16 protein-coding genes and 1 pseudogene are annotated in these 20087 nt (G+C 75.3%); 15 read left to right on the top strand and 2 right to left on the bottom strand.

The window, feature by feature from the left end:
* A partial coding sequence (locus tag IH44_RS0133235) for a hypothetical protein (RefSeq protein ID WP_157852551.1) occupies nt 1-204 on the bottom strand: 204 nt, incomplete at its 3' end.
* 256 nt (nt 205-460) lie between these two features.
* Here IH44_RS0133235 and IH44_RS0133230 point away from each other — a divergent pair.
* The 8 genes from IH44_RS0133230 (at nt 461) to IH44_RS0133195 (ending at nt 9951) form a co-directional block, all read left to right on the top strand.
* Nucleotides 461-1921: a serine/threonine-protein kinase gene (locus IH44_RS0133230; protein ID WP_051817829.1), complete on the top strand. Its 1461-nt coding sequence runs from the start codon at nt 461-463 to the stop codon at nt 1919-1921.
* Nucleotides 1922-2108: 187 nt separating this feature from the next.
* Complete coding sequence (locus tag IH44_RS0133225) at nt 2109-3299, top strand: ROK family transcriptional regulator (protein WP_030463521.1); 1191 nt, start codon at nt 2109-2111, stop codon at nt 3297-3299.
* A 132-nt stretch (nt 3300-3431) separates the two neighbouring features.
* A complete protein-coding gene (locus IH44_RS0133220) occupies nt 3432-4790 on the top strand; it encodes an ABC transporter substrate-binding protein (protein ID WP_030463520.1) in 1359 nt (452 codons plus the stop codon).
* A gap of 1 nt (nt 4791) precedes the next feature.
* A complete protein-coding gene (locus IH44_RS0133215; RefSeq protein WP_030463519.1) occupies nt 4792-5748 on the top strand; it encodes a carbohydrate ABC transporter permease in 957 nt (318 codons plus the stop codon).
* A 6-nt stretch (nt 5749-5754) separates the two neighbouring features.
* The gene (locus tag IH44_RS0133210) at nt 5755-6648 is read left to right on the top strand and encodes a carbohydrate ABC transporter permease (RefSeq protein ID WP_030463518.1); all 894 of its coding nucleotides are present in this window, start codon (nt 5755-5757) and stop codon (nt 6646-6648) included.
* 8 nt (nt 6649-6656) lie between these two features.
* Nucleotides 6657-7937 (top strand): 6-phospho-beta-glucosidase, encoded by a 1281-nt coding sequence (locus tag IH44_RS0133205; protein WP_030463517.1) that lies wholly within the window; start codon nt 6657-6659, stop codon nt 7935-7937.
* A 61-nt stretch (nt 7938-7998) separates the two neighbouring features.
* Nucleotides 7999-9018, top strand: coding sequence for an N-acetylglucosamine kinase (locus IH44_RS0133200; protein WP_030463516.1), 1020 nt, complete (start codon nt 7999-8001; stop codon nt 9016-9018).
* A 321-nt stretch (nt 9019-9339) separates the two neighbouring features.
* Nucleotides 9340-9951: a hypothetical protein gene (locus IH44_RS0133195; protein ID WP_051817827.1), complete on the top strand. Its 612-nt coding sequence runs from the start codon at nt 9340-9342 to the stop codon at nt 9949-9951.
* Between the two features lie 85 nt (nt 9952-10036).
* Here IH44_RS0133195 and IH44_RS0133190 read toward each other — a convergent pair whose 3' ends face one another.
* Entirely contained in the window at nt 10037-10609 is a 573-nt protein-coding gene (locus IH44_RS0133190; protein WP_030463514.1) for a nucleosidase, read from the bottom strand.
* 237 nt (nt 10610-10846) lie between these two features.
* Between IH44_RS0133190 and IH44_RS0133185 the strand changes: the two genes are divergently transcribed.
* From IH44_RS0133185 to IH44_RS0133155, 7 genes and pseudogenes are all read left to right on the top strand, one after another.
* Nucleotides 10847-12250, top strand: coding sequence for a hypothetical protein (locus tag IH44_RS0133185; RefSeq protein ID WP_051817825.1), 1404 nt, complete (start codon nt 10847-10849; stop codon nt 12248-12250).
* Between the two features lie 15 nt (nt 12251-12265).
* Nucleotides 12266-13228 (top strand): glutamate ABC transporter substrate-binding protein, encoded by a 963-nt coding sequence (locus IH44_RS0133180; protein ID WP_081967282.1) that lies wholly within the window; start codon nt 12266-12268, stop codon nt 13226-13228.
* Nucleotides 13229-13491: 263 nt separating this feature from the next.
* Nucleotides 13492-14841, top strand: coding sequence for a hypothetical protein (locus IH44_RS0133175; protein WP_030463511.1), 1350 nt, complete (start codon nt 13492-13494; stop codon nt 14839-14841).
* A complete protein-coding gene (locus tag IH44_RS0133170; protein WP_030463510.1) occupies nt 14834-17224 on the top strand; it encodes a serine/threonine-protein kinase in 2391 nt (796 codons plus the stop codon). Before IH44_RS0133175 ends, IH44_RS0133170 begins: the two co-directional genes overlap by 8 nt.
* A gap of 2 nt (nt 17225-17226) precedes the next feature.
* Complete coding sequence (locus IH44_RS0133165) at nt 17227-18444, top strand: PP2C family serine/threonine-protein phosphatase (protein WP_063759729.1); 1218 nt, start codon at nt 17227-17229, stop codon at nt 18442-18444.
* Between the two features lie 41 nt (nt 18445-18485).
* Nucleotides 18486-19814: a VWA domain-containing protein gene (locus IH44_RS0133160; RefSeq protein ID WP_030463508.1), complete on the top strand. Its 1329-nt coding sequence runs from the start codon at nt 18486-18488 to the stop codon at nt 19812-19814.
* 43 nt (nt 19815-19857) lie between these two features.
* A pseudogene (locus IH44_RS0133155) lies at nt 19858-20087 on the top strand (hypothetical protein); the annotation flags it as partial.

Below are 20087 nucleotides of genomic sequence, written 5' to 3'. Positions count from 1 at the left end.
CGTCACCCCGGCCAGGCCCGGCTCCAGCGCCGGACTCCACGTCCCGCTCTCGTCCACCGCCCGCACCACCCGCACCGTCACCGACCCGTCCGCCGAGGCCGGGAAGGCGGTGGGTGCGGCGGCCGTCGCGCCGGCCACCAGGCCGACCGCGAGTATGCCCGCCAGCGCGGCGGGGCGCCGGTACTGCTCTCTGATCACTCGCACGTTCCTCCTTCAAGGACCGCCCTCCGCTCCCCCCGGAGCGCGTCGGTCGCTGGGAGGCTACCGGCCCCGGCGGCGCCTCGGAACCGAATCGTCCGTTTTCACCGGGACGGGCAACTGACTTCTCCCGCACCAGGGCTGACGGAGCATCACTTCCGAGCCCAGGGAAAGTGACGGTGCGTCAGCCCGGCCCGCGGATTCTCCCGGGGGCCGGGGTGTGGGATCCTCTGGCGTCGCACGGTGCGGACGAGGGGGATGCATGTCGCAGGGGGGCTACGCCGGCGCACTGGTCGGCGAGCGGTACCGGCTGGTCGAGCAGCTCGGTGCGGGCGGGTTCGGCCGGGTCTGGAAGGCCGTCGACGAGCGGCTGCGGGTCGACGTCGCGGTCAAGGAGGTGCTGCTCCCGCAGGGCGGGCCGAGCGAGGCCGCGGCCGCCAACGCGGCCCGCGCCGAGCGCGAGGCCCGGCACGCCGCCCGGCTGCGCAACCACCCCAACGTGGTGGCCGTGCACGACGTGGTGATCGACCAGGGCGTGCCGTGGATCGTGATGGAACTGGTCACCGGCCGCACCCTGGACGACGAGATCCGCGCCGTCGGGCCGATCCCCGCACCCCGGCTGTCCGCGATCGGCGACGCCGTGCTCGGCGCGCTGGCCGCCGCGCACGCCGCCGGGATCGTGCACCGGGACGTGAAGCCCGCCAACGTGCTGCTCGCCGCCGACGGGCGGGTGCTGCTCACCGACTTCGGCATCGCCGTGCACGCCGCCGACACCGCGCTGACCGCCGCCGGGACGGTCGTCGGCTCCTTCGAGTACATCGCCCCGGAGCGCGCCGAGGGCCGCGAGGCCGCCCCGGCCGGCGACCTGTTCTCCCGCGGGGTGACGCTCTACCACGCGGCCACCGGGCACTCGCCGTTCCGCCGCGACAGCGTCTCGGACTCGGTGCTCGCGGTCTTCGCCCACCACCCCGCGCCGCTGCCCGGCCCCGGCCCGCTGTCCGGCGTGATCGGGCAGCTGATGGCGAAGGACCCGGCCGCCCGCCCCACCGCCGAGGCCGCCCTGCGGACGCTGCGCGACCCGGCCGCCGCCCCCGCGTTCCCCGCCCCGCCCGCGCCGCCCGCGCCACCGGCCGTCCCGGCGGTGCCGCCGGGCCCCGGGCCGGTGCCGACCGCGCTGGACCGCACGCCCGCGGTGCCGCCCGCGTACGGCCCGCCCGTGCCCGCGTACGGCCCGCCGCCCTCGTTCGGCCCGCCGTCGCCCTCGTACGGGCCCCCGGTTCCGTCGTACGGCCCTCCGGTTCCGTCGTACGGGGCGGCGCCCGTCCACGCGGCGGCGACCGGGGACGCGGCCTGGGAGCCGTTCGAGGACGACGAGGACGCTGCGTACGGGGCCGGGGCCGAGGCCAGGGGCCGGGCGGCCCGGGCCGTGCTGCTGCGGATCGTCGGCGGCTTCGCGCTGCTGGGGCTCGGCCTGGCCCTCACCGCCTACCTGCTGCTCACCTACCTGGTGGGCGACCTGCCGGAGGCCGCCGCGACGGTCACCGCGGCCAAGGTGGCGGTCGAGTCGGTCACCGCGGGCGCCGCGATCACCGGCGGCGTGCTGGCGTTCCCGGGCGGCTCGCCGCAGCGGCGGCTCTACCTGGCCACCGGGCTGGGCGCGGTGCTGACCGTGCTGGTCACGGCGGTGGTCTCCGCCAACGCGCAGATCAGCGGGATCTTCTGACGGATCGTCAGGACGCGGCGGGCGGACGGACGGCACGGGGCCGTCCGCCGCTCGGCAGCACCGCCCGCCCCTTCCTCGGCGCGGCACCGCACAACGAACCGGTGTCGGGGCGTTGACATCCGCGACTCATGATTGGAAACTTTCCTAACAGTTGGCCGCAACCGCGTACGCAGAGGAGGATCGGGCCGTGACCACCCGAAAGACGCCCCGTTCCCCGCTGGCCGGTACGCCGAGTCTGCTGCGGGCCATAAACGACCGCGCCGCGCTGGAGCTGCTGCTCGCCAACGGCCCGCTGTCCCGCACCCAGATCGGGAGCCTGACCGGGCTCTCGAAGCCGACCGCCTCGCAGCTGCTGGCCCGGCTGGAGGCCGTCGGGCTGGTGGTGCCGGTCGGGACGACCGCCGGCGGGCCGGGGCCGAACGCCCAGCTCTACCAGGTGAACCCGGCCGCCGGCCACGTCGCGGGCGTGGACGTGACCAGCACCACGGTCCGGGTCGCGGTCGCGGACATCACCGGGGCGACGCTGGCCGAGCACCGGGTGTCGACCAAGGGGTGGCCGGCCGCGGAGACGGTGGCCCGGGTCGCGGAGGCCGTCGCGGAGACGGTGCGCCGGGCGCAGCTCGCGCCCGGGTCGCTGCGCGAGGTGGTGATCGGGATCGGCGGCGCGCCGGACCCGGTGACCGGGAAGCTGCGCTACGCCTCGCACCTGCCGGGCTGGCACTCGCCGCGGCTGGTGGAGGAGCTGGAGCAGGCCCTGGGCGCGCCGGTGTCGATCGAGAACGACGTGAACCTGGCCGCGGTGGCGGAGCAGGCCGGCGGGGCGGCGGCGGGGTGCGAGGACTTCGTGCTGCTGTGGGCCGAGGAGGGCATCGGCGCGGCGATCGTGATCGCGGGCCGGCTGCACCGGGGTTTCACCGGGGGTGCGGGCGAGGTCGGCTACATGCCGGTGCCCGACGCCCCGGTGTCGTTGAACGCCCGCCGGAAGGTGTCCGGCGGGTTCCAGGACCTGGCCGGCGAGCCCGCGGTACTGGCGCTGGCCCGCCGGCACGGGCTGCGCGGCGCCGACGCGGCGCAGGCGGTGGCCGGGGCCCTGGACAGTGCCGGGGGCGAGGCCTTCCTGGCCGAGCTGGCCGAACGGCTGGCGGTCGGGCTGGCGGTGATCGCCTCGGTGGTGGACCCGGAGCTGGTGGTGCTCTCCGGGGGGACGCCGACCGCGGGCGGGGAACGCCTGCGGGAGCTGGTCCAGGAGGCCCTGGGCCGGATGTCCATCCCGCGGCCGGAGGTGCGGCTGTCGGCCGTGCCGGGGTCGCCCGTCCTGACCGGTGCGCTGCAGCGCGCGCTGGCGACCACCCGGGACGTCCTGTTCAGCACGCACTGACGCACCGCCGCGCGGGCGCACTGGCGCACCCGCGCGGCACCGATCCGAGACGTTCGCTCCCACTCCCCTTCCCCCCACGGGACGCCGGGCCCTGCCGCCCTGCCCCCGTACCCTCCCCAGGAGTGCAATTCCGTGGACACCACCCGCAGCGCCCCGCCCGTCCGCCGCCCGCTGGCCGCGCTCACCGCCGCGCTCTGCGCGACCCTGCTGGCCTCGGCCTGCACCGGCACCAACTCCGGTGGCGGGCAGGACGGTTCGGCGTCCGGCCAGGACGTGACGATCACCTTCTGGCACGGCTGGAACCAGGACAACGAGGTGAAGGCGATCAACGACAACGTCGCCGCCTTCGAGAAGCTGCACCCCAACATCCACGTCAAGGTGGTCGGCGACATCGCCGACGACAAGGCCCAGCAGGCGCTGCGGGCGGGCGGCCCGGACGCCCCGGACGTGGTGTCCTCGTTCTCCACCGACAACGTGGGCAAGTTCTGCTCCTCGCACGTGTGGGCCGACCTCGGGCCGATGCTGAAGCAGGACGGCGTCGACCCGGCGAAGACCTTCCCGGCCGCGATGCTCGCCTACAGCCGGTACCAGGGCAACCAGTGCTCGCTGCCGCTGCTCGGCGACGCCTACGGGCTGTACTACAACAAGACCGCGTTCGCGGCGGCCGGGATCACCGCGCCGCCGAAGACGTTCAGCGAGTTCGCCGAGGACGCCGCCAAGCTGACCGTCCCGGACGGCGACTCGTACCGGCAGCTGGGCTTCATGCCGAACTACCACGGCTACGAGACCTCGATCGCGCACTACCTCGGCCAGTACGGCAGCACCTACTTCGGCCCGGACGGGAAGTCCGACGTGGCCACCGACCCGACCGTGGCCGCCGCCCTGACCTGGCAGAAGCAGCTGGTGGACCGGCTGGGCGGGTTCGCCAAGCTGGAGAAGTACCGGACCTCCTTCGGCGACGAGTTCAGCGCCAAGAACCCGTTCGCCACCGGGCAGGTGGCGATGAGCATGGACGGCGAGTGGCGCGCCGCCTCGCTGGCCGAGGACAAGCCGTCCTTCGAGTGGGCCACCGCGCCGTTCCCGGTGCCGGACGACCAGGCCGGCACGTACGGCCGCGGCTACCAGACCGGCACCATCGTCGGCATCGCCAACGGCTCGAAGAAGCAGACCGCGGCCTGGACCTTCGTCAAGTACCTGACCACCGACACCGACGCGGTGGTCTCCTTCGCCAACGCGATCCACAACGTGCCCAGCACCCTGGCCGCGCTGGAGTCGCCGAAGCTGGACGCCGACCCGAACTTCCGCACCTTCCTCGACATCGCCAGGAACCCGAACTCCGCCACCACCCCGGCCAGCATCAACGGCGGCGCCTACCAGGTGTCGCTGCAGAACCTCAGCTACGCGGTGGAGTCCGGCCAGCAGACCGACCTGAAGGCGGGCCTGGCGGCCACCGCCAAGGAGATCGACGACGCCGTCAACCAGGCGAAGTGACATGGCGACCGTGAGCCCCGCGCTCCCGCCGGCGCTGCGCCGCAAGCGCCGGCGGGAGCGGGCCAGGACCCTGGCCTTCCTCTCCCCGTGGCTGATCGGGTTCGGCGTCTTCTTCCTGTACCCGCTGGCCTCCACCGCCTACTTCTCGTTCACGCACTACGACGGGTACCTGGCGCCGACCTTCTCCGGCCTGAAGAACTGGGACTACGTCTTCACCAAGTACCCGCCGTTCTGGCGGGGCCTGGGCAACACGCTCTGGCTGGTCGCGGTGATGGTCACCCTGCGGGTGGCGTTCGGCCTCGGCATCGGCCTGCTGATCACCAAGGTGAAGACCGGCGCCGGGTTCTTCCGCACCGCCTTCTACCTGCCCTACCTGGCCCCGCCGGTGGCCGCCACGATGGCCTTCGCCTTCCTGCTCAACCCCGGCACCGGCCCGGTCAACCACCTGCTGGGCGAGGCCGGCCTGCCGCAGCCCGGCTGGTTCACCGACCCGTCCTGGTCGAAGCCGGCCCTGACCATGCTGGCCATGTGGGGCATCGGCGACCTGATGGTGATCTTCATGGCGGCGCTGCTGGACGTCCCCCGGGAGCAGTACGAGGCGGCCGAACTGGACGGCGCGGGCGCCCTGCAGCGGTTCCGGTACGTCACCCTGCCGAACATCTCGCCGATCGTGGTGTTCGCCGTGGTCACCGGCGTGATCCAGACCATGCAGTACTACACCCAGGCGATCGTGGCCGGGAAGGTCGCCTCCGGCGTGATCGGCGGCTCCGGGCAGCAGTTCGAGTCCGGCTACCCGCACGGCTCCACCTGGACGCTGCCGCAGATGGTCTACAACCTCGGCTTCCAGCACTACGACTACGGCTCCGCCTGCGTCGTCGCCCTCATCCTGTTCGCCCTCACCATGGCGTTCACCTCGATCCTGCTGCGGCGCAAGTCCGGCTTCCTGACGGAGGACTGAGCCCCCGTGACCCTCGCCTCCGCGCTCCCCCGCGAACGCCCCGCCCCGACCGCCGCCGCCGACCGCGCCGCCCGCCGCCGCGCCGCCCTGAACTGGGTCGCGGTGCACTCCCTGGCGATCGCCGCCGCGCTGTTCTTCCTGCTGCCCCTCGTGTTCGTCCTCCTCACCTCGGTGATGACGGACCAGCAGGCGCTCACCTCCGACCTGTGGCCGCACCACTGGCAGTGGTCGAACTTCACCAAGGTGTGGAACACCGACGGCTTCCTCACCTGGTGGCGCAACACCCTGCTGTACGCGGCGGCCGGCACCGCGCTGACCCTCGCCTCCAGCCTGCCGGTGGCCTACGCGCTCGCCAAGTTCCGCTTCCGCGGCCGCAACCTGGCCCTGATGGCGGTCATCTCGATGATGATGCTGCCGCCCCAGGTCACCATCATCCCGATGTACCTGTTCTGGGCGAAGCAGCTGCACCTGTCCGGCACGCTCTGGCCGCTGATCATCCCGATGGCGTTCGGCGACGCCTTCTCGATCTTCCTGCTCCGCCAGTTCCTGCTGACCATCCCCCAGGAGTACACCGAGGCCGCCCGGATCGACGGCTGCGGCGAACTGCGCACCCTGCTGCGGGTGGTCCTGCCGATGGCCAGGCCCGCGATCGCCGCCGTCGCGCTGTTCCAGTTCTTCTACTGCTGGAACGACTACTTCGGCCCGCAGATCTACGCCTCCGAGAACCCCGGCGCCTGGACCCTCAGCTACGGCCTGGAGTCCTTCAAGGGCGCCCACCACACCAACTGGAACCTCACCATGGCGGCGACGCTGCTGGTGCTGGCGCCGGTGATCGTTCTGTTCTTCTTCGCACAACGCGCCTTCATCGAAGGCGTCACACTGACAGGGGTCAAGGGCTGATGTCCGCACTGAAGTTGGCAATCGTCGGCGGCGGTTCCACCTACACGCCGGAACTGATCGACGGGTTCGCGCGGCTGCGCGACACCCTGCCGATCCGCGAGCTGGTGCTGATCGACCCGGCGGCCGACCGCCTGGAACTGATCGCCGCCCTGGCCCGCCGGATCTTCGCCAAGCAGGGCCACGGCGCCACCGTCACCACCGCCACCGACGTCACCGCGGGCGTCCAGGGCGCCGACGCGGTGCTGCTGCAGCTGCGGGTCGGCGGACAGGCCGCCCGCAACCAGGACGAGACCTGGCCGCTGGAGTGCGGCTGCGTCGGCCAGGAGACCACCGGCGCGGGCGGCCTCGCCAAGGCGCTGCGCACCGTCCCGGTGGTGCTGGACATCGCCGAGCAGGTCCGCCGCACCAACCCGGACGCCTGGATCGTCGACTTCACCAACCCGGTCGGCATCGTCACCCGCGCCCTGCAGACCGCCGGGCACAAGGCCGTCGGGCTGTGCAACGTGGCGATCGGCTTCCAGCGCAAGTTCGCCGCCCACCTCGGCGTCGACCCCGAGCTGGTCCGCCTGGACCACGTCGGCCTGAACCACCTCACCTGGGAGCGCGGCGTCACCCTGCTCGACTCCCCCGGCGCCACCACCGGCCGCGAGGTGCTGCCGCAGCTGCTCGCCGAGCACGGCGAGGCGATCGCCGCCGACCTGCACCTGCCGCTGCCGGTGGTCAGCCGGCTCGGCGTCGTCCCCTCCTACTACCTGCGCTACTTCTACCAGCACGACCTGGTCGTCGAGGAGCTCAAGGTCAAGGGCTCCCGGGCCGCCGAGGTCGCCGCGATCGAGCAGCAGCTGCTGGAGATGTACGCCGACCCGGCCCTGGACACCAAGCCCGAACTGCTCGGCAAGCGCGGCGGCGCGTTCTACTCCGAGGCCGCCGTGCAGCTGATCGCCTCGCTGCTCGGCACCGACGGCCGCACCACCGTCCAGGTCGTCAACACCCGCAACGACGGCGTGCTGCCCTTCCTGCCCGACGACGCCGTCATCGAGGTCCCCGCCGAGGTCGACGCCGCCGGCGTCCGCCCGCTGCCGCAGCGCCCCGTCGAACCGCTCTACGCCGGCCTGATCGCCAACGTCACCGCGTACGAGCACCTGGCGCTGGACGCCGCCCTGCACGGCGGCCGGGACCGGGTCTTCGACGCGCTGCTCGCCCACCCGCTGGTCGGCCAGATCGAACTCGCCGACCAGCTCACCGACCGACTGCTCGCCCACAACCGCGCCCACCTGAGCTGGGCGTGACCGGCACCATGGCGGAGCACCACCGCACCACCACCGAGCACCACCACGGGGGGACCGGCCGATGAGCCACTCCGCACACCTGCCCGGCGTCCTCGCCATCGACGCCGGCAACAGCAAGACCGACCTCGCCCTGGTCGGCGCCGACGGCACCGTCCTGGCCACCGCCCGCGGCGGCGGCTTCCAGCCGCAGCGCACCGGCCCGGCCGCCGCCGTCGCCGCGCTCGCCCCGCTGGTCGACGACCTGGCCCGGCAGGCCGGCGTCACCCGGCAGCCCGGCGGGCGGCCGCTGACCGACCACGTCAGCGCCTGCCTCGCCAACGCGGACCTGCCGATCGAGGAACAGCAGCTGCACGAGGCGATAGCCGGACACGGCTGGGCGACGTCCGTGCACGTCGCCAACGACACCTTCGGCCTGCTCCGGGCCGGCACCGACGGGCCGCTGGGCGTCGCGGTGGTCTGCGGCGCCGGCATCAACTGCGTCGGCCTGCGGCCCGACGGGCGCACCGCCCGCTGGCCCGCGCTCGGCCGGCTCACCGGCGACTGGGGCGGCGGCGGCGGACTCGCCGAGGAGGCCATGTGGCACGCCGCCCGGGCCGAGGACGGCCGCGGCGAAGCCACCCTGCTCTCCCCGATGATCGGCGCCCACTTCGGACTGGCCGGGGCCAACGCCCTCGCCGAGGCCCTCCACCTGGGCCGGATCGCCCCGGCCCGGCTGCACGAGGTCTCCCAGGTGCTGTTCGCGGCCGGCACCGCCGGCGACCCGATCGCGCTCGGCCTGATCGACCGCCAGGCCGACGAGGTGGCCCGGCTCGCGGTGGTCGCCCTCACCCGGCTGGAACTGCTCGACCGCCCGGTGCCGGTCGTGCTCGGCGGCGGCGTGCTGGCCTCCCGGCAGCCCCTGCTGATCGACAACCTGACCGCCCGGCTGGCCGCCGACGCCCCGCTCGCCGAGCCCCGCGTGGTCGTCGCGCCCCCGGTCCTCGGCGCGGCCCTGCTCGGCCTGGACCACCTCGACGCCGCCCCCGCCGCCCACCGCCGCCTGCGCGACGCCTACCCGACCACCCACCCGATAGCGGCCTGACGGGCCGTCCGGCCGACCGTCCCGCCCGCGAGCCGCCGCCGGCGGGGGCCTCCGAAGCACCGCACATGCCTCGGACGCCCCCGCCGGCGGTCTTCTCCCCGGCGGGCGGGGCGCGTGGCTGAGCGCGTGGCGAGGGGGTACGGCGAGGGGTTAGGCGCAGGGTTTCCGCAGGTGACGGTACGTCACGGGGCCGACAAGTTCCCGGGTCCGGTATCAGTTGAGTGAACATCTGGCAATGGCGCCTGGGATGCCCGTTCTGTCCGTTGAACCCGGCCGGTGGGGTTGTTAGTGTCGCGCGCTCACAGCGCGTCCGACGGGGGCGTGCGCCTGGAGCACCGGGAGCAGCGCCAGATGGCGATCCGCAAGTCCACGATGCAGGAGCAGGTCGCCGCGGCGATCGCCGCGATCGAGCCCAACGACCGCCCGGTGACGACCTTCCACACGGTCACCGGCCCGAGCCCGTGGCTGACCCAGCAGTTCGGTCTGATCGGCCAGCTGTTCGTGAAGTACTACTTCGTGACGCTGACCCACCGGGTCGTCGTCATCCACCGCGCCTCCCGGGTGAGCAACCGTCCGCTGGACCTGCTGCACGTCATCCCGCTCGACCAGGCCCGCGCCTCGATCAGCGACGTGCGCCGCAACACCCTGTGGAGCTCGCTGCGCTTCCAGATCCCGGGCGAGCCGCAGCCGACCCGCCTGAACATCCACCGCTACTGGCGCACCGAGATGGACGCCTTCACCGGCGGCCTGCTCGGCGGCGGCCCCGGCGTCCCGGGCCAGTACCCGCAGGCCCAGGCCCCGGTCCCGGGCCAGTACCAGCCGGCCCCCGGCCAGGCCCCCTACCCGCAGCAGGCCCCGGGCCAGGCCCCGTACCCGCCGGCGCAGGCCCCGGGCCAGTACCCGGCGCCGGGCGCCAACCCGTACCAGAGCTGACCGCGCCGCCGGGGCGCCCGTCCGACCGTCGCACGGTCCGGGCGGGCGCCCCGGCGTTCTCCCGGGCGGCGGAGGTGCCGGGGCGTCAGCCGAGGTGGGTGCGGGCCCAGTCGGCGAGCAGGCGGGCGCAGTCGTCGACGGACTCCCGCCAGCTGCGGACCGCGCCGTCGCCCGCCTCGTCGCTGACGTGCTTGACCAGCCGGACGGGCAGCTGGGCGCGGCGGGCGACGGTGGCGACCGCGTAGCCCTCCATGTCGACCAGGTCGGCGGTGCGGGCCAGCAGGTCGCGGTCGGCGTCGGCGGAGACGAAGCGGTCGCCGGTGGCGAGCACCGGGCCGCCCGCGGAGAGGTCGATCGGGCCGTCCATCGGGCGGCCGGTGAGCTGTTCGAGCAGCGGGGTGTCGAGGTCGTGCTGGAGCACCCGGCCGACCTCGTGGGTGCCGGCCAGGCCGGGCCGCAGGGCCCCCGCGGTGCCCAGGTTGACGACGGCGGCGGGCCGCCGGCCGCCGGCCAGCAGGGTGGCCAGCGCGGCCGCCGCGTTGAGCTTGCCCATGCCGGTGAGCAGCACCGGCAGGCCGCCGTCGAGGTGGGCGGCCTCCTCCGGCAGGGCGAGGACGAGCAGCGGGCGGTCGGGGGTGACGGTTCCGGTCAGGCGCATGGCGTCCAGCTTACGAGGGGGCGGCGGGCGGCCCGGTGGGCCCGGTGGCGGGTCGGGCGGTGGGCCCTTTGTCGGGCCCGGTGGCGGGCCCTTCGTCGAGCTCGGTGGTGGGCCTGGTGGGGCCGGTGGGGCACAGATCGGTCACCGCCCGGCGAACTCCAGACCAACTCCGGCCCGGGGGCCGTTCCGCGTGGCGATACTGCCCGGAGACGGGGCCGGTGGAGCCGAGGGGGAACGGTGGCCGCACAAACACAGGGGGGCGTCCTCGCCCCGCCGCCGGGCCCTGCTCCGGGCCGGACGCCCGACCGGGCCACGGCGCCGGACGGGGCGCCGGGCCGCGGCCCGCTGTCCGCCCCGCTGGCGCGGCTGCGGCTGGCCGCCCGCACCCCGCCGGGGCGGCTGCGCACGGCGGGCGCGGTGCTGGTGGCGCTGGCACTGCTGTTCGGCGTCACGGCGGCCTGGCAGTCCGCCGACCGGGCGGGCGCGGCCCGGCAGTTGGCGTCCCGCAGCGAGCCGCTCAGCCAGGACGCGGCGGAGCTCTACCGTTCGCTGGCGGACGCCGACGCCACCGCCGCCGCGGGCTTCCTGATGGCGTCCGCCGAGCCGCCCGAGGTCCGCAAGCGCTACCAGGACGACCTGGCCACCGCCGCCCGGCTGATCCCGCAGGCGGCCGCGCGCAGCGGCGCGTCCGCCGACGCGCAGCGCCGGCTGGCCGAGCTGAGCGAGCAACTGCCGCGCTACGCGGGCCTGGTGGAGACCGCCCGGGCGATCAACCGGGAGGGCCTGCCGCTCGGCGGGGCCTACCTGCGGTACGCCTCCGACTACCTGCAGAAAACGGTGCTGCCGAACGCGCAGAAGCTGGCCGACACCGAGGCCGCCGCGCTGGACGGCGACTACGACGCGGCCGCCGCCGAGCCCTGGGCCGCGCTGGTGCTGGGCGTGCTGCTGCTGGGCGCGCTGGGCCGCTACCAGGTGCTGCTGTTCCGGCGCACCAACCGGGTGTTCAACCCGGGCCTGCTGACCGCCTCGACGGCGGTGCTGGTCGCGCTGGTGTGGACGGTCGGCGGCACCGTGGCGGCCGGCACCGGCCTGCACGAGGCCCGCACCCAGGGCATCGACCCGCTGCGCGCGCTGAACCGGGTCCGGGTGGAGGCGCTGCAGGCGCACACCGCGGAGAACCTCAACCTGGTCTCGCGCGGCGCCACCGAGGCGTACAACGAGCGCTGGACCAGCCTGTCCCAGGCCCTGAACGGCTCGCCGCGCAACGCCGGTTCGGTGGCGGGCCTGACCGCCGCGCCGCCGGCCCGGGCCGGGGACCGGCTGGCCGAGGCGCAGCGCTGGTACGGCGAGTGGCAGCGGCGGCACGCGGCCGCCGCCGAACTGGACGCGAGCGGCGACTACGAGGGCACCCTGCGGCAGACCCTGGCTCCGGGCCGGGACGACACCGCGGAGGCCGCGTTCAACGCCGCCGAGCAGCAGTGGGAGCAGGCCGGACGGGCCGAGCAGGCCGCGTTCGACTCCGCCGCGGGCGGCGTCGACGGGGCGCTGGCCGTCCAGGCGGTGGCGGCGGCGCTGCTGGCCGCGCTGGCGGTCGGCGGCACGGTGCGCGGCATCGGGCGCCGACTGGCCGAGTACCGGTAACGGGGGGAGCGAAGGATGCGCAGGTCCGGCAGGACTGACAGGGCGAGGACCGGAACGCTGGCCGCGACCGCGGCACTGGTGGCGGGCCTGCTGGGGGTCGGCGGCTCGGCGGCCGGCGCGGGCGGCGCGGCCGGGAACGCGATGCCCGGGAACGCGGTGGCCGGGAACGCGGTGGCCGGGAACGCGGTGGCCGCGGACGACTGCGACACCGGGGTGTCGCTGCCGCCCAAGGAGCAGGCGGGGGCGAAGATCCAGGAGATCCGCAAGCGCGGCCGCCTGGTGGTCGGCGTCGACCAGAGCGCCTACAACTGGGGCTACCGCGACTCGCAGACCGGCAAGATCGAGGGCTTCGACATCGACCTGGCGCGCGCCGTCGCCAAGTCGGTGCTCGGCGACCCGGACAAGGTGGTGCTGAAGACCATCGCCACCGCCGACCGGATCAACGTGCTCAAGGACCACCAGGTCGACCTGATCGCCCGGGCGATGACCGTCACCTGCGAGCGGAAGAAGCAAATCGCCTTCTCCGCCCCGTACTTCAAGGTCTCCCAGCGGGTGGTCGCGCCGAAGGCCGCGCACGCCGGCAGCGTGGCGCAGGCGCTCGGCGGCAAGCGGGTGTGCGCGGCGCTGAACTCCTCCTCGCACACCGAGCTGAAGGCGAACGCGCACGGCGCCGCCTCGGTCGTCACGCCCGACAACCAGCTGGACTGCCTGGTCCTGATGGAGCTCGGCGAGGCGGACGCCACCCTGTCGGACAGCTCGCTGGCGGCCGCGATGGTCGCCCAGGACCAGACCATGGAGCTGGCCGGGGAGTCCTTCCTGCCCACGTACATGGGCGTGGGCATGAACCAGGACGACACCGACCTGATCGCCTGGGTCAACCAGGTGCTGGTCGAGTGGCGCGGCGGCGGCTGGCAGGCCAGCTACGACACCTGGCTGCGGCCCAGCATGGGGGTGCCCGACCCGTACCGGCCGTGGTGACCGCGCGGACGCGGGCGGCGCGGGCAGCGCGGGCGACGCAGGTGGCACGGACGGCTCGGGCAGCGCGGGCGGCGGTGGGGCGGGGCCGGGCCGGTTTCCCGTCCCGGACCGGGAATCCGGGGGACCGCCGTCGGTGCGGTGCCGGGCGTCGGGGAGACTGGCGGCCCACGGACGGTCGTCCCGACCGCCCCAGGACCGACGCCCCGTCACCACGACCGTGGCCGAGAGGAGGAACCGCGTTGGCCGGAACGACCCGCCCGGTGATGAACCGTGAGGAGGTCGACCGCGCGCTGGCCCGGCTGGGTGCCGAGCGCGACGCGGTCGAGGCGGCGCTGCTGGCGCTCCAGGACCACCCCGGTCTGCGGCTGCTGACCGGCGCCGAACTGTCCGGGCGCACCCGGGAGCGCTGGGCGGTCGCCGAGGGCGGCGTCGCCCTGCTGTGGGCGCTGTTCGACCGGTACGCGGAGGCGCTGGCCTCCGCCCGCGCGGTGCGCTCCCGGCGCACCCGGCCGACCGCCGCCGAGCTCAGCGAGCTCGGCGAACTGCTCTCCGGCCGCTCGGTGACCGTCTCCGGCGGACGGCTGCCCGACGAGGCGGGCCTGATCGGCGGCCCGGCCCGGCTGGTCGAACAGGTCACCCTGGTCGAGCTGCTGGAGCGGATGAACGGCTGGTACGCGGTGGTGGTCGAGGTGGTGAGCGCCGTCGACGCGGTCTGGTCGGCGCTGCCCGCCCGGATCGACCTGCTGCTCGCCGAGCTCGGCCGGGTCCAGATGCTCGCGGTCTCGGTCGGGGTCCGCCCCGGCGGGCACCCGTTGGCCGACGACCTCGCCGACCTGGCCCAGCAGTTGGGCGCGCTGCGCGCCCTGGTGGTCGCCGACCCGCTGGCGCTGTGGCGGCCCAGCCGGGTGCCCGCGCAGCGCGGCCGGGCCGCCGAAGGAGCGGCCTGGGCCTCCCCCACCGGCGCCGTCGACACCGCCGGGTTCGACCGGATGGGACGCCAACTGGACGACGTGCGCGTCGAGTTGGAGGGCCTGCTGCGGCTGCGCGACGAGTCCCACGAGCGGCTCCAGCAGGTCGCCGACCTGCTCCAGCGCGCCGACCTGACGCTCGCCGAGGCCCGCCGGGCCCGCGGCGAGGTGCTGGCGAAGATCGCCGCGACCGAGGTGCCCGCCGTGCCCGGCCCGCCCTCCGCGCTGCGCGAGGCGATCGGCCAGGCCGTCGAGTTCCAGCAGACCGGCCAGTGGCACCGGCTCGGCCCGCTGCTGGACGCGCTGGAGGACGCGGCCGCCAAGGAACTCGGCCGGGCCCGGCAGGCGCTCACCGAGGTCGCCCAGCCGCTCGCCGTCCGGGCCGAGCTGCGCGGGCGGCTGGAGGCGTACAAGGCGATGGCCGCCCGGCTCGGCCTGGCCGAGGACCCCGAGGTGGTCGAACGCTTCGAGAAGGCCCGCTGGCTGCTCTGGAGCGCCCCGTGCGACCTGCGGGCGGCCGCCGAGGCGGTCGGCCGCTTCCAGCAGGCGCTGCGCGCACCCGAACGGCAGCCGCAGCCCCAGCCGGAAGCGGCGGCGGCGCCGCAGGTCCAGGACACCGAACAGGGGGAGGACACCGATGGCTGACGCATGCGCCCGCCCGGGCTGCACCGGGGAGATCGACACCGACGGCTACTGCACCGAGTGCGGCCTCGCCCCCGAACGGGGCGGCACCGCCGCTCCCGGCGGCCCGTGCGGGCGCGCGGACTGCCCGGGCACCGTCGACCCCGACGGCTACTGCGACGAGTGCGGCCTCGCCGCCACGTCCTCCACCGCCGCCCCCGCGCCCTCGTCCCCGTCCTCCGCCCAGTCCCCGTCCTCCGCCCCGGCGCCCCCGTCCGCCCCCGCGCCCGGTTCCGTCCGCGGCTCCTCCGGCCGGTCCCGGTCGAGCCGTTCGGCGCGCGGCGGCTCGGTGTCGGTGCGCAGTTCGCGGGGCAGCACGGGCACCGCGCGGCGCGGCAACCTGGGCGCGGGCCTGGTGGCGATCGCCCCGGTGCCGACCCAGGACCCGGCGCAGGCGGTGCTCGCGAACCCGGAGGTGCCGGAGCGCAAGCGCTTCTGCTCGCGCTGCGACCAGCCGGTGGGCCGGGAGCAGGACGGCCGTCCGGGCCGGCCGGAGGGCTTCTGCACCAAGTGCGGCACCCCGTACTCGTTCAGCCCGAAGCTGTCGCGCGGCGACCTGGTCGGCGGCCAGTACGAGGTGATGGGCTGCCTGGCGCACGGCGGCCTGGGCTGGATCTACCTGGCGGTGGACCGCCGGGTGAACGACCGCTGGGTGGTGCTCAAGGGCCTGCTGGACACCGGGGACGAGGACGCGCTGGCGGTGGCGATCGCCGAGCGGCGGTTCCTGGCCGAGGTCGACCACCCGAACATCGTCCGGATCATCAACTTCGTCGAGCACCCGGACGCCCGGACCGGCGTCGCCGACGGCTACATCGTGATGGAGTACGTCGGCGGCAAGTCGCTGAAGGACATCGCCAACGAGCGCCGCGCCGCGGACGGGCGGCGCGCGCCGCTGCCGGTCGAGCAGGCGCTGGCGTACGGGCTGGCGGCGCTGCCCGCGCTGGGCTACCTGCACGCCCGCGGGCTGGTGTACTGCGACTTCAAGCTGGACAACGTGATCCAGTCGGACGACATGCTCAAGATCATCGACCTGGGCGCGGTCCGCCGGCACGACGACGACGGCCCGATCTACGGCACCGTCGGCTACCAGGCCCCGGAGATCGCCACCGCCGGCCCCTCGCCGTCCTCCGACCTGTACACGGTGGCCCGCACGCTGGCCGTGCTGACCTTCGACTTCGCCGGCTACACCGACCGCTGGCGGCACGAGCTCCCGGGCCCGGACGAGGTGGAGGTGTTCGCCCGCTACGAGTCCTTCCACCGCCTGCTGGTGCGCGCCACCGACCCGGACCCGGCCCGCCGGTTCGCCTCCGCCGAGGAGATGGCCGGGCAGCTGACCGGCGTGCTGCGCGAGGTGCTGAGCCTGCAGGACGGGCAGGCCAGGCCCGCGCCGTCCACCCTGTTCGGGCCGGAACTGCGGGTCGTCGACACCGAGTTGGCCGAGCACGCGCCGGACGCCCGGGCCGCCGCGCTGGCGCTGCCCGCGCCGCTGGCCGACCCGGCCGACCCGAACGCGGGCCTGCTGGCCGCGCTGCCCGCCGCGCCCGCCGAGGCGCTGGCCGTGCTCCGGGCGGCCGGCGCCGACTCGACCGAGCTGCGGCTGCGGGTGCTGCGCGCCCACCTGGAGCTGGGCGAGGCCGCGGCCGCCGCCGAGGTGCTGGCCGCCCTGGAGGCCGAACACCCCGGCGAGTGGCGGGTGGTGTGGCACCGGGCGCTGACCGCGCTGGCGGCCGGCCGGGCCGCCGAGGCCCGCGACTCCTTCGAGGCGCTGTACGACGCGTTCCCCGGCGAGGGCGCCCCCAAGCTGGCGCTGGCGGTCTGCGCCGAGCTGCTCGGCGAGACCGCGGCCGCCGCCGGGTACTACGCGCTGGTGGGCACCGTCGACCGGTCCTTCGTGAGCGCCGCGTTCGGCCTGGCCCGGGTCCGGCTCGCGGACGGCGACCGGGACGGCGCGGTCGCCGCGCTGGAGGCGGTGCCGGAGAGCTCCGCGCACTGGACCGCCGCCCGGATCGGCGCGGTCCGGGCCCGGCTGCGCGGCCGGGCCGCCACCGAGCCGCTGGCCGCCGAGCTCGCCGACAGCTCCGAGCGGCTGGCGGCGCTCACCCTGGACGCCCGGCGGCGCGAGGAACTCGCCGTCGAGGTACTGGACTCGGCGCTGAACTGGGTGCTGGCGGGGGCCGCCGGGAAGCCCGCCACGCTGACCGTGCTGGGACATCCCGCCGCGGAACGGGAACTGAGGCTCGCCCTGGAACACTCCTACCGGATGTTGGCGCGGTTGTCCGACCGGGCCGAGACGAGGATCGAGTGGGTGGAACGGGCCAACCGGGCCCGCCCCAGGACATGGGTGTGAGCATGCCGCAGCAGACCGAGTGCCCGAACTGTGCCGAACCGCTGGGCTCGCAGGACGCGTTCTGCGGGGCCTGCGGCACCGCCCTGACCGGGCCGCCGACCCTGCGCGACCTGCCCGTCGTGCCCAGCTGCCCGCACTGCGGCTCCGCCGAGCTCGCGGACGGCTGGTGCCAGCGCTGCGGCCAGGCGCAGCCGCGCGAACGCGACCACCAGGAGCGGGAGCTGACCGGCGTCGCGGCGGTCTCCGACCGCGGCCTGCGGCACCACCGCAACGAGGACGCGTTCACCGTCGCCACCGCCGAGGGCCCGGACGGGGCGCCCGTGGTGCTCGCCGTGGTCTGCGACGGGGTGTCCTCCTCCTCCCGCCCGGACGAGGCGTCCGCCACCGCCGTCACCGCCGCCGCCGACTCGCTGGTCGCCGCGCTGGCCTCCGGCCGCGAGCCCGACCGGGCGATGCGCGAGGCGATCGGCGCCGCCAACCGGGCCGTCACCGCGCTGGCCCACGACGGCACCGCCCCCGACGGCCGGCACAGCAACGCGCCCGCCTGCACCTACGTCAGCGCGGTCAGCTCCGGCGGCCTGGTCACCATCGGCTGGGTCGGCGACACCCGCGCCTACTGGATCCCGGACGACCGCGAGTCCGCCGAGCCGTACCGGCTCACCGAGGACGACTCCTGGGCGGCCCGGATGGTCGCCGCCAACCTGATGGCCGAGGCCGAGGCGTACGCCGACCCGCGCGCGCACGCCATCACCGGCTGGCTCGGCGCCGACGCCGAGGACCTCGACCCGCACACCGTCAGCTTCACCCCGCACGTCCCCGGCGTGCTGCTGGTCTGCACCGACGGCCTGTGGAACTACGCCGAGGCCGCCACCGACCTGGCGTTCTTCGTCCGGGCCGACGCCCGCACCGAACCGCTGGCCACCGCCCAGGAGTTGGTGCGGTTCGCGGTCGAGCGCGGCGGGCACGACAACATCACCGTCGCGGTGCTGCCGATCGACCCGCCGACCGCGCCGGCCGTCCACGACGCCACCCTGCTCGACGTGCCGCTGCCGCGCGCCGCCGACCCGGACGCCACCGTCCCGCTGCGCCCGGCCGTCCCGGCCGCGCCCGCCGCCGCACCCGCCGCACCCGCCGCGCCCGCCGCACCGCCGGCGCCGCCCGCCGCCCCGCCCGCCGTGGTGCCCGTCACGGCGGCGGACGCGGACCCGGCCGGGAACTGACCCCTCCGCCCTCCCGCCCCTCCGCGACAGGAGCTCTCCGCATGGCCTCGTTGTCCAAGCCCGACGCGCCCCGGTTCGACGTCGACGTCTTCCAGAACGAGTACCTCGCCCAGGGCTCCCGGGAGGTCAACGCGATCGTCACGGTGACCGCGACCGGCGGCGGCACCTCCGGCGGGCGCCCGATCGGCGCCCCCGGGCCGGACGCCGCCGTGGTCCTGGTGATCGACTGCTCCGGCTCGATGGAGTACCCGAACACCAAAATGCGGCACGCCCGCGAGGCCACCGCCGCCGCCATCGACGAACTCCGCGACGGCGTGGCCTTCGCGGTGGTCGCGGGCACCCACGAGGCGAACGACGTCTTCCCCGGCAACGGCCGGCTGGCCGTCGCCGACCGGCACACCCGCGAGCAGGCCAAGGACGCGCTGCGCCGGCTCAAGCCGTCCGGCGGCACCGCGATCGGCACCTGGATAGCCAAGGCGCAGCAGCTGTTCGCCTCCCGCCCGGAGGCGGCCATCCGGCACGCGATCCTGCTCACCGACGGCCGCAACGAGCACGAGAAGCCCGCCGCCCTGCAGCGCGCCCTGGACGCCGCCGCCGGGTACTTCACCGCGGACTGCCGCGGCGTCGGCACCGACTGGGAGGTCGCCGAGCTGCGGAAGGTCTCCTCCGCGCTGCTCGGCACCGTCGACATCGTCGCCGAGTCCTCCGGCCTGGCCGAGGACTTCCGCGCGATGATGACCGCCGCGATGGGCAAGCAGGTCGCCGACGTCGCCCTGCGGGTGTGGACGCCCGCCAATGCCCGGGTGAAGTTCGTCAAGCAGGCCGCCCCCGCCGTCGAGGACCTCACCGACCGCCGCACCGACGCGGGCACGCGCGCCGGGGACTATCCGACCGGGTCCTGGGGCGACGAGTCCCGCGACTACCACGTGTGCGTGGAGGTGCCGGCGGCCGCGGTCGGCAACGAGATGCTGGCCGCCCGGATCAGCCTGGTCCTGCCGCACCCCGACGGCACCGCCGAGGTGCTCGGCCAGGGCCTGGTGCGCGCCGTGTGGACGGACGACCTGGCCTCCTCGACCCGGATCAACCCGCAGGTCGCGCACTACACCGGCCAGGCCGAGCTGGCCGACTCGATCCGCGACGGCCTGGAGGCCCACCGGGCGGGCGACTTGGAGCGCGCGGGCGCCAAGCTGGGCGCCGCCGTCCGGCTGGCGTACAGCAGCGGCAACGAGGGCACCCTCAAGCTGCTGCGGAAGGTGGTGGACGTGGTCGACGAACGGGAGGGTACCGTTCGGTTCCGTAAGAACGTGAGCGAGGCCGACTCGATGACACTCGAGACCCGGTCGACGAAGACCGTGCGCGTGAAGAAGTGAGCCGGACACCCGCCGGACCCGAACCTGCTGGAGTGGGGACCTGATGCCGATCTGCCCTAGGGGACACGAGTCGCAGGCCGAGGACTGGTGCGACTACTGCGGCTTCCCGATGACGCCGCCGCCCGGCCTGGCGATCCCGGGCTTCCCGAGCGGCCCGGCCCAGCCCGGCCACCAGGGCCAGCAGGGTCACCAGGGCCAGCAGGGCGCCCAGGGCTCCCCGGGCGCCCCCGCCGCGCCGCCCCCGGGCCCGCCCGGCCCGCCCCCGTACACCTC

Origin of the sequence: Kitasatospora sp. NRRL B-11411 (genome assembly GCF_000721345.1) — a bacterium.
Classification (GTDB): Bacteria; Actinomycetota; Actinomycetes; order Streptomycetales; family Streptomycetaceae; genus Kitasatospora; species Kitasatospora cineracea.
The sequence above is the reverse complement of the archived record's forward strand: the minus strand, read 5'-3'. Positions and strand labels throughout refer to the sequence as shown.

Excerpts from the sequence above, each read along its gene's own strand:
- IH44_RS0133160 (WP_030463508.1), top strand. The coding sequence starts at position 18,486 with ATGGCCTCGTTGTCCAAGCCCGACGCGCCCCGGTTCGACGTCGACGTC.
- IH44_RS0133190 (WP_030463514.1), bottom strand. The coding sequence starts at position 10,609 with ATGCGCCTGACCGGAACCGTCACCCCCGACCGCCCGCTGCTCGTCCTC.
- IH44_RS0133230 (WP_051817829.1), top strand. The coding sequence starts at position 461 with ATGTCGCAGGGGGGCTACGCCGGCGCACTGGTCGGCGAGCGGTACCGG.
- IH44_RS0133215 (WP_030463519.1), top strand. The coding sequence starts at position 4,792 with ATGGCGACCGTGAGCCCCGCGCTCCCGCCGGCGCTGCGCCGCAAGCGC.
- IH44_RS0133180 (WP_081967282.1), top strand. The coding sequence starts at position 12,266 with ATGCGCAGGTCCGGCAGGACTGACAGGGCGAGGACCGGAACGCTGGCC.
- IH44_RS0133200 (WP_030463516.1), top strand. The coding sequence starts at position 7,999 with ATGAGCCACTCCGCACACCTGCCCGGCGTCCTCGCCATCGACGCCGGC.
- IH44_RS0133175 (WP_030463511.1), top strand. The coding sequence starts at position 13,492 with ATGAACCGTGAGGAGGTCGACCGCGCGCTGGCCCGGCTGGGTGCCGAG.
- IH44_RS0133170 (WP_030463510.1), top strand. The coding sequence starts at position 14,834 with ATGGCTGACGCATGCGCCCGCCCGGGCTGCACCGGGGAGATCGACACC.
- IH44_RS0133165 (WP_063759729.1), top strand. The coding sequence starts at position 17,227 with ATGCCGCAGCAGACCGAGTGCCCGAACTGTGCCGAACCGCTGGGCTCG.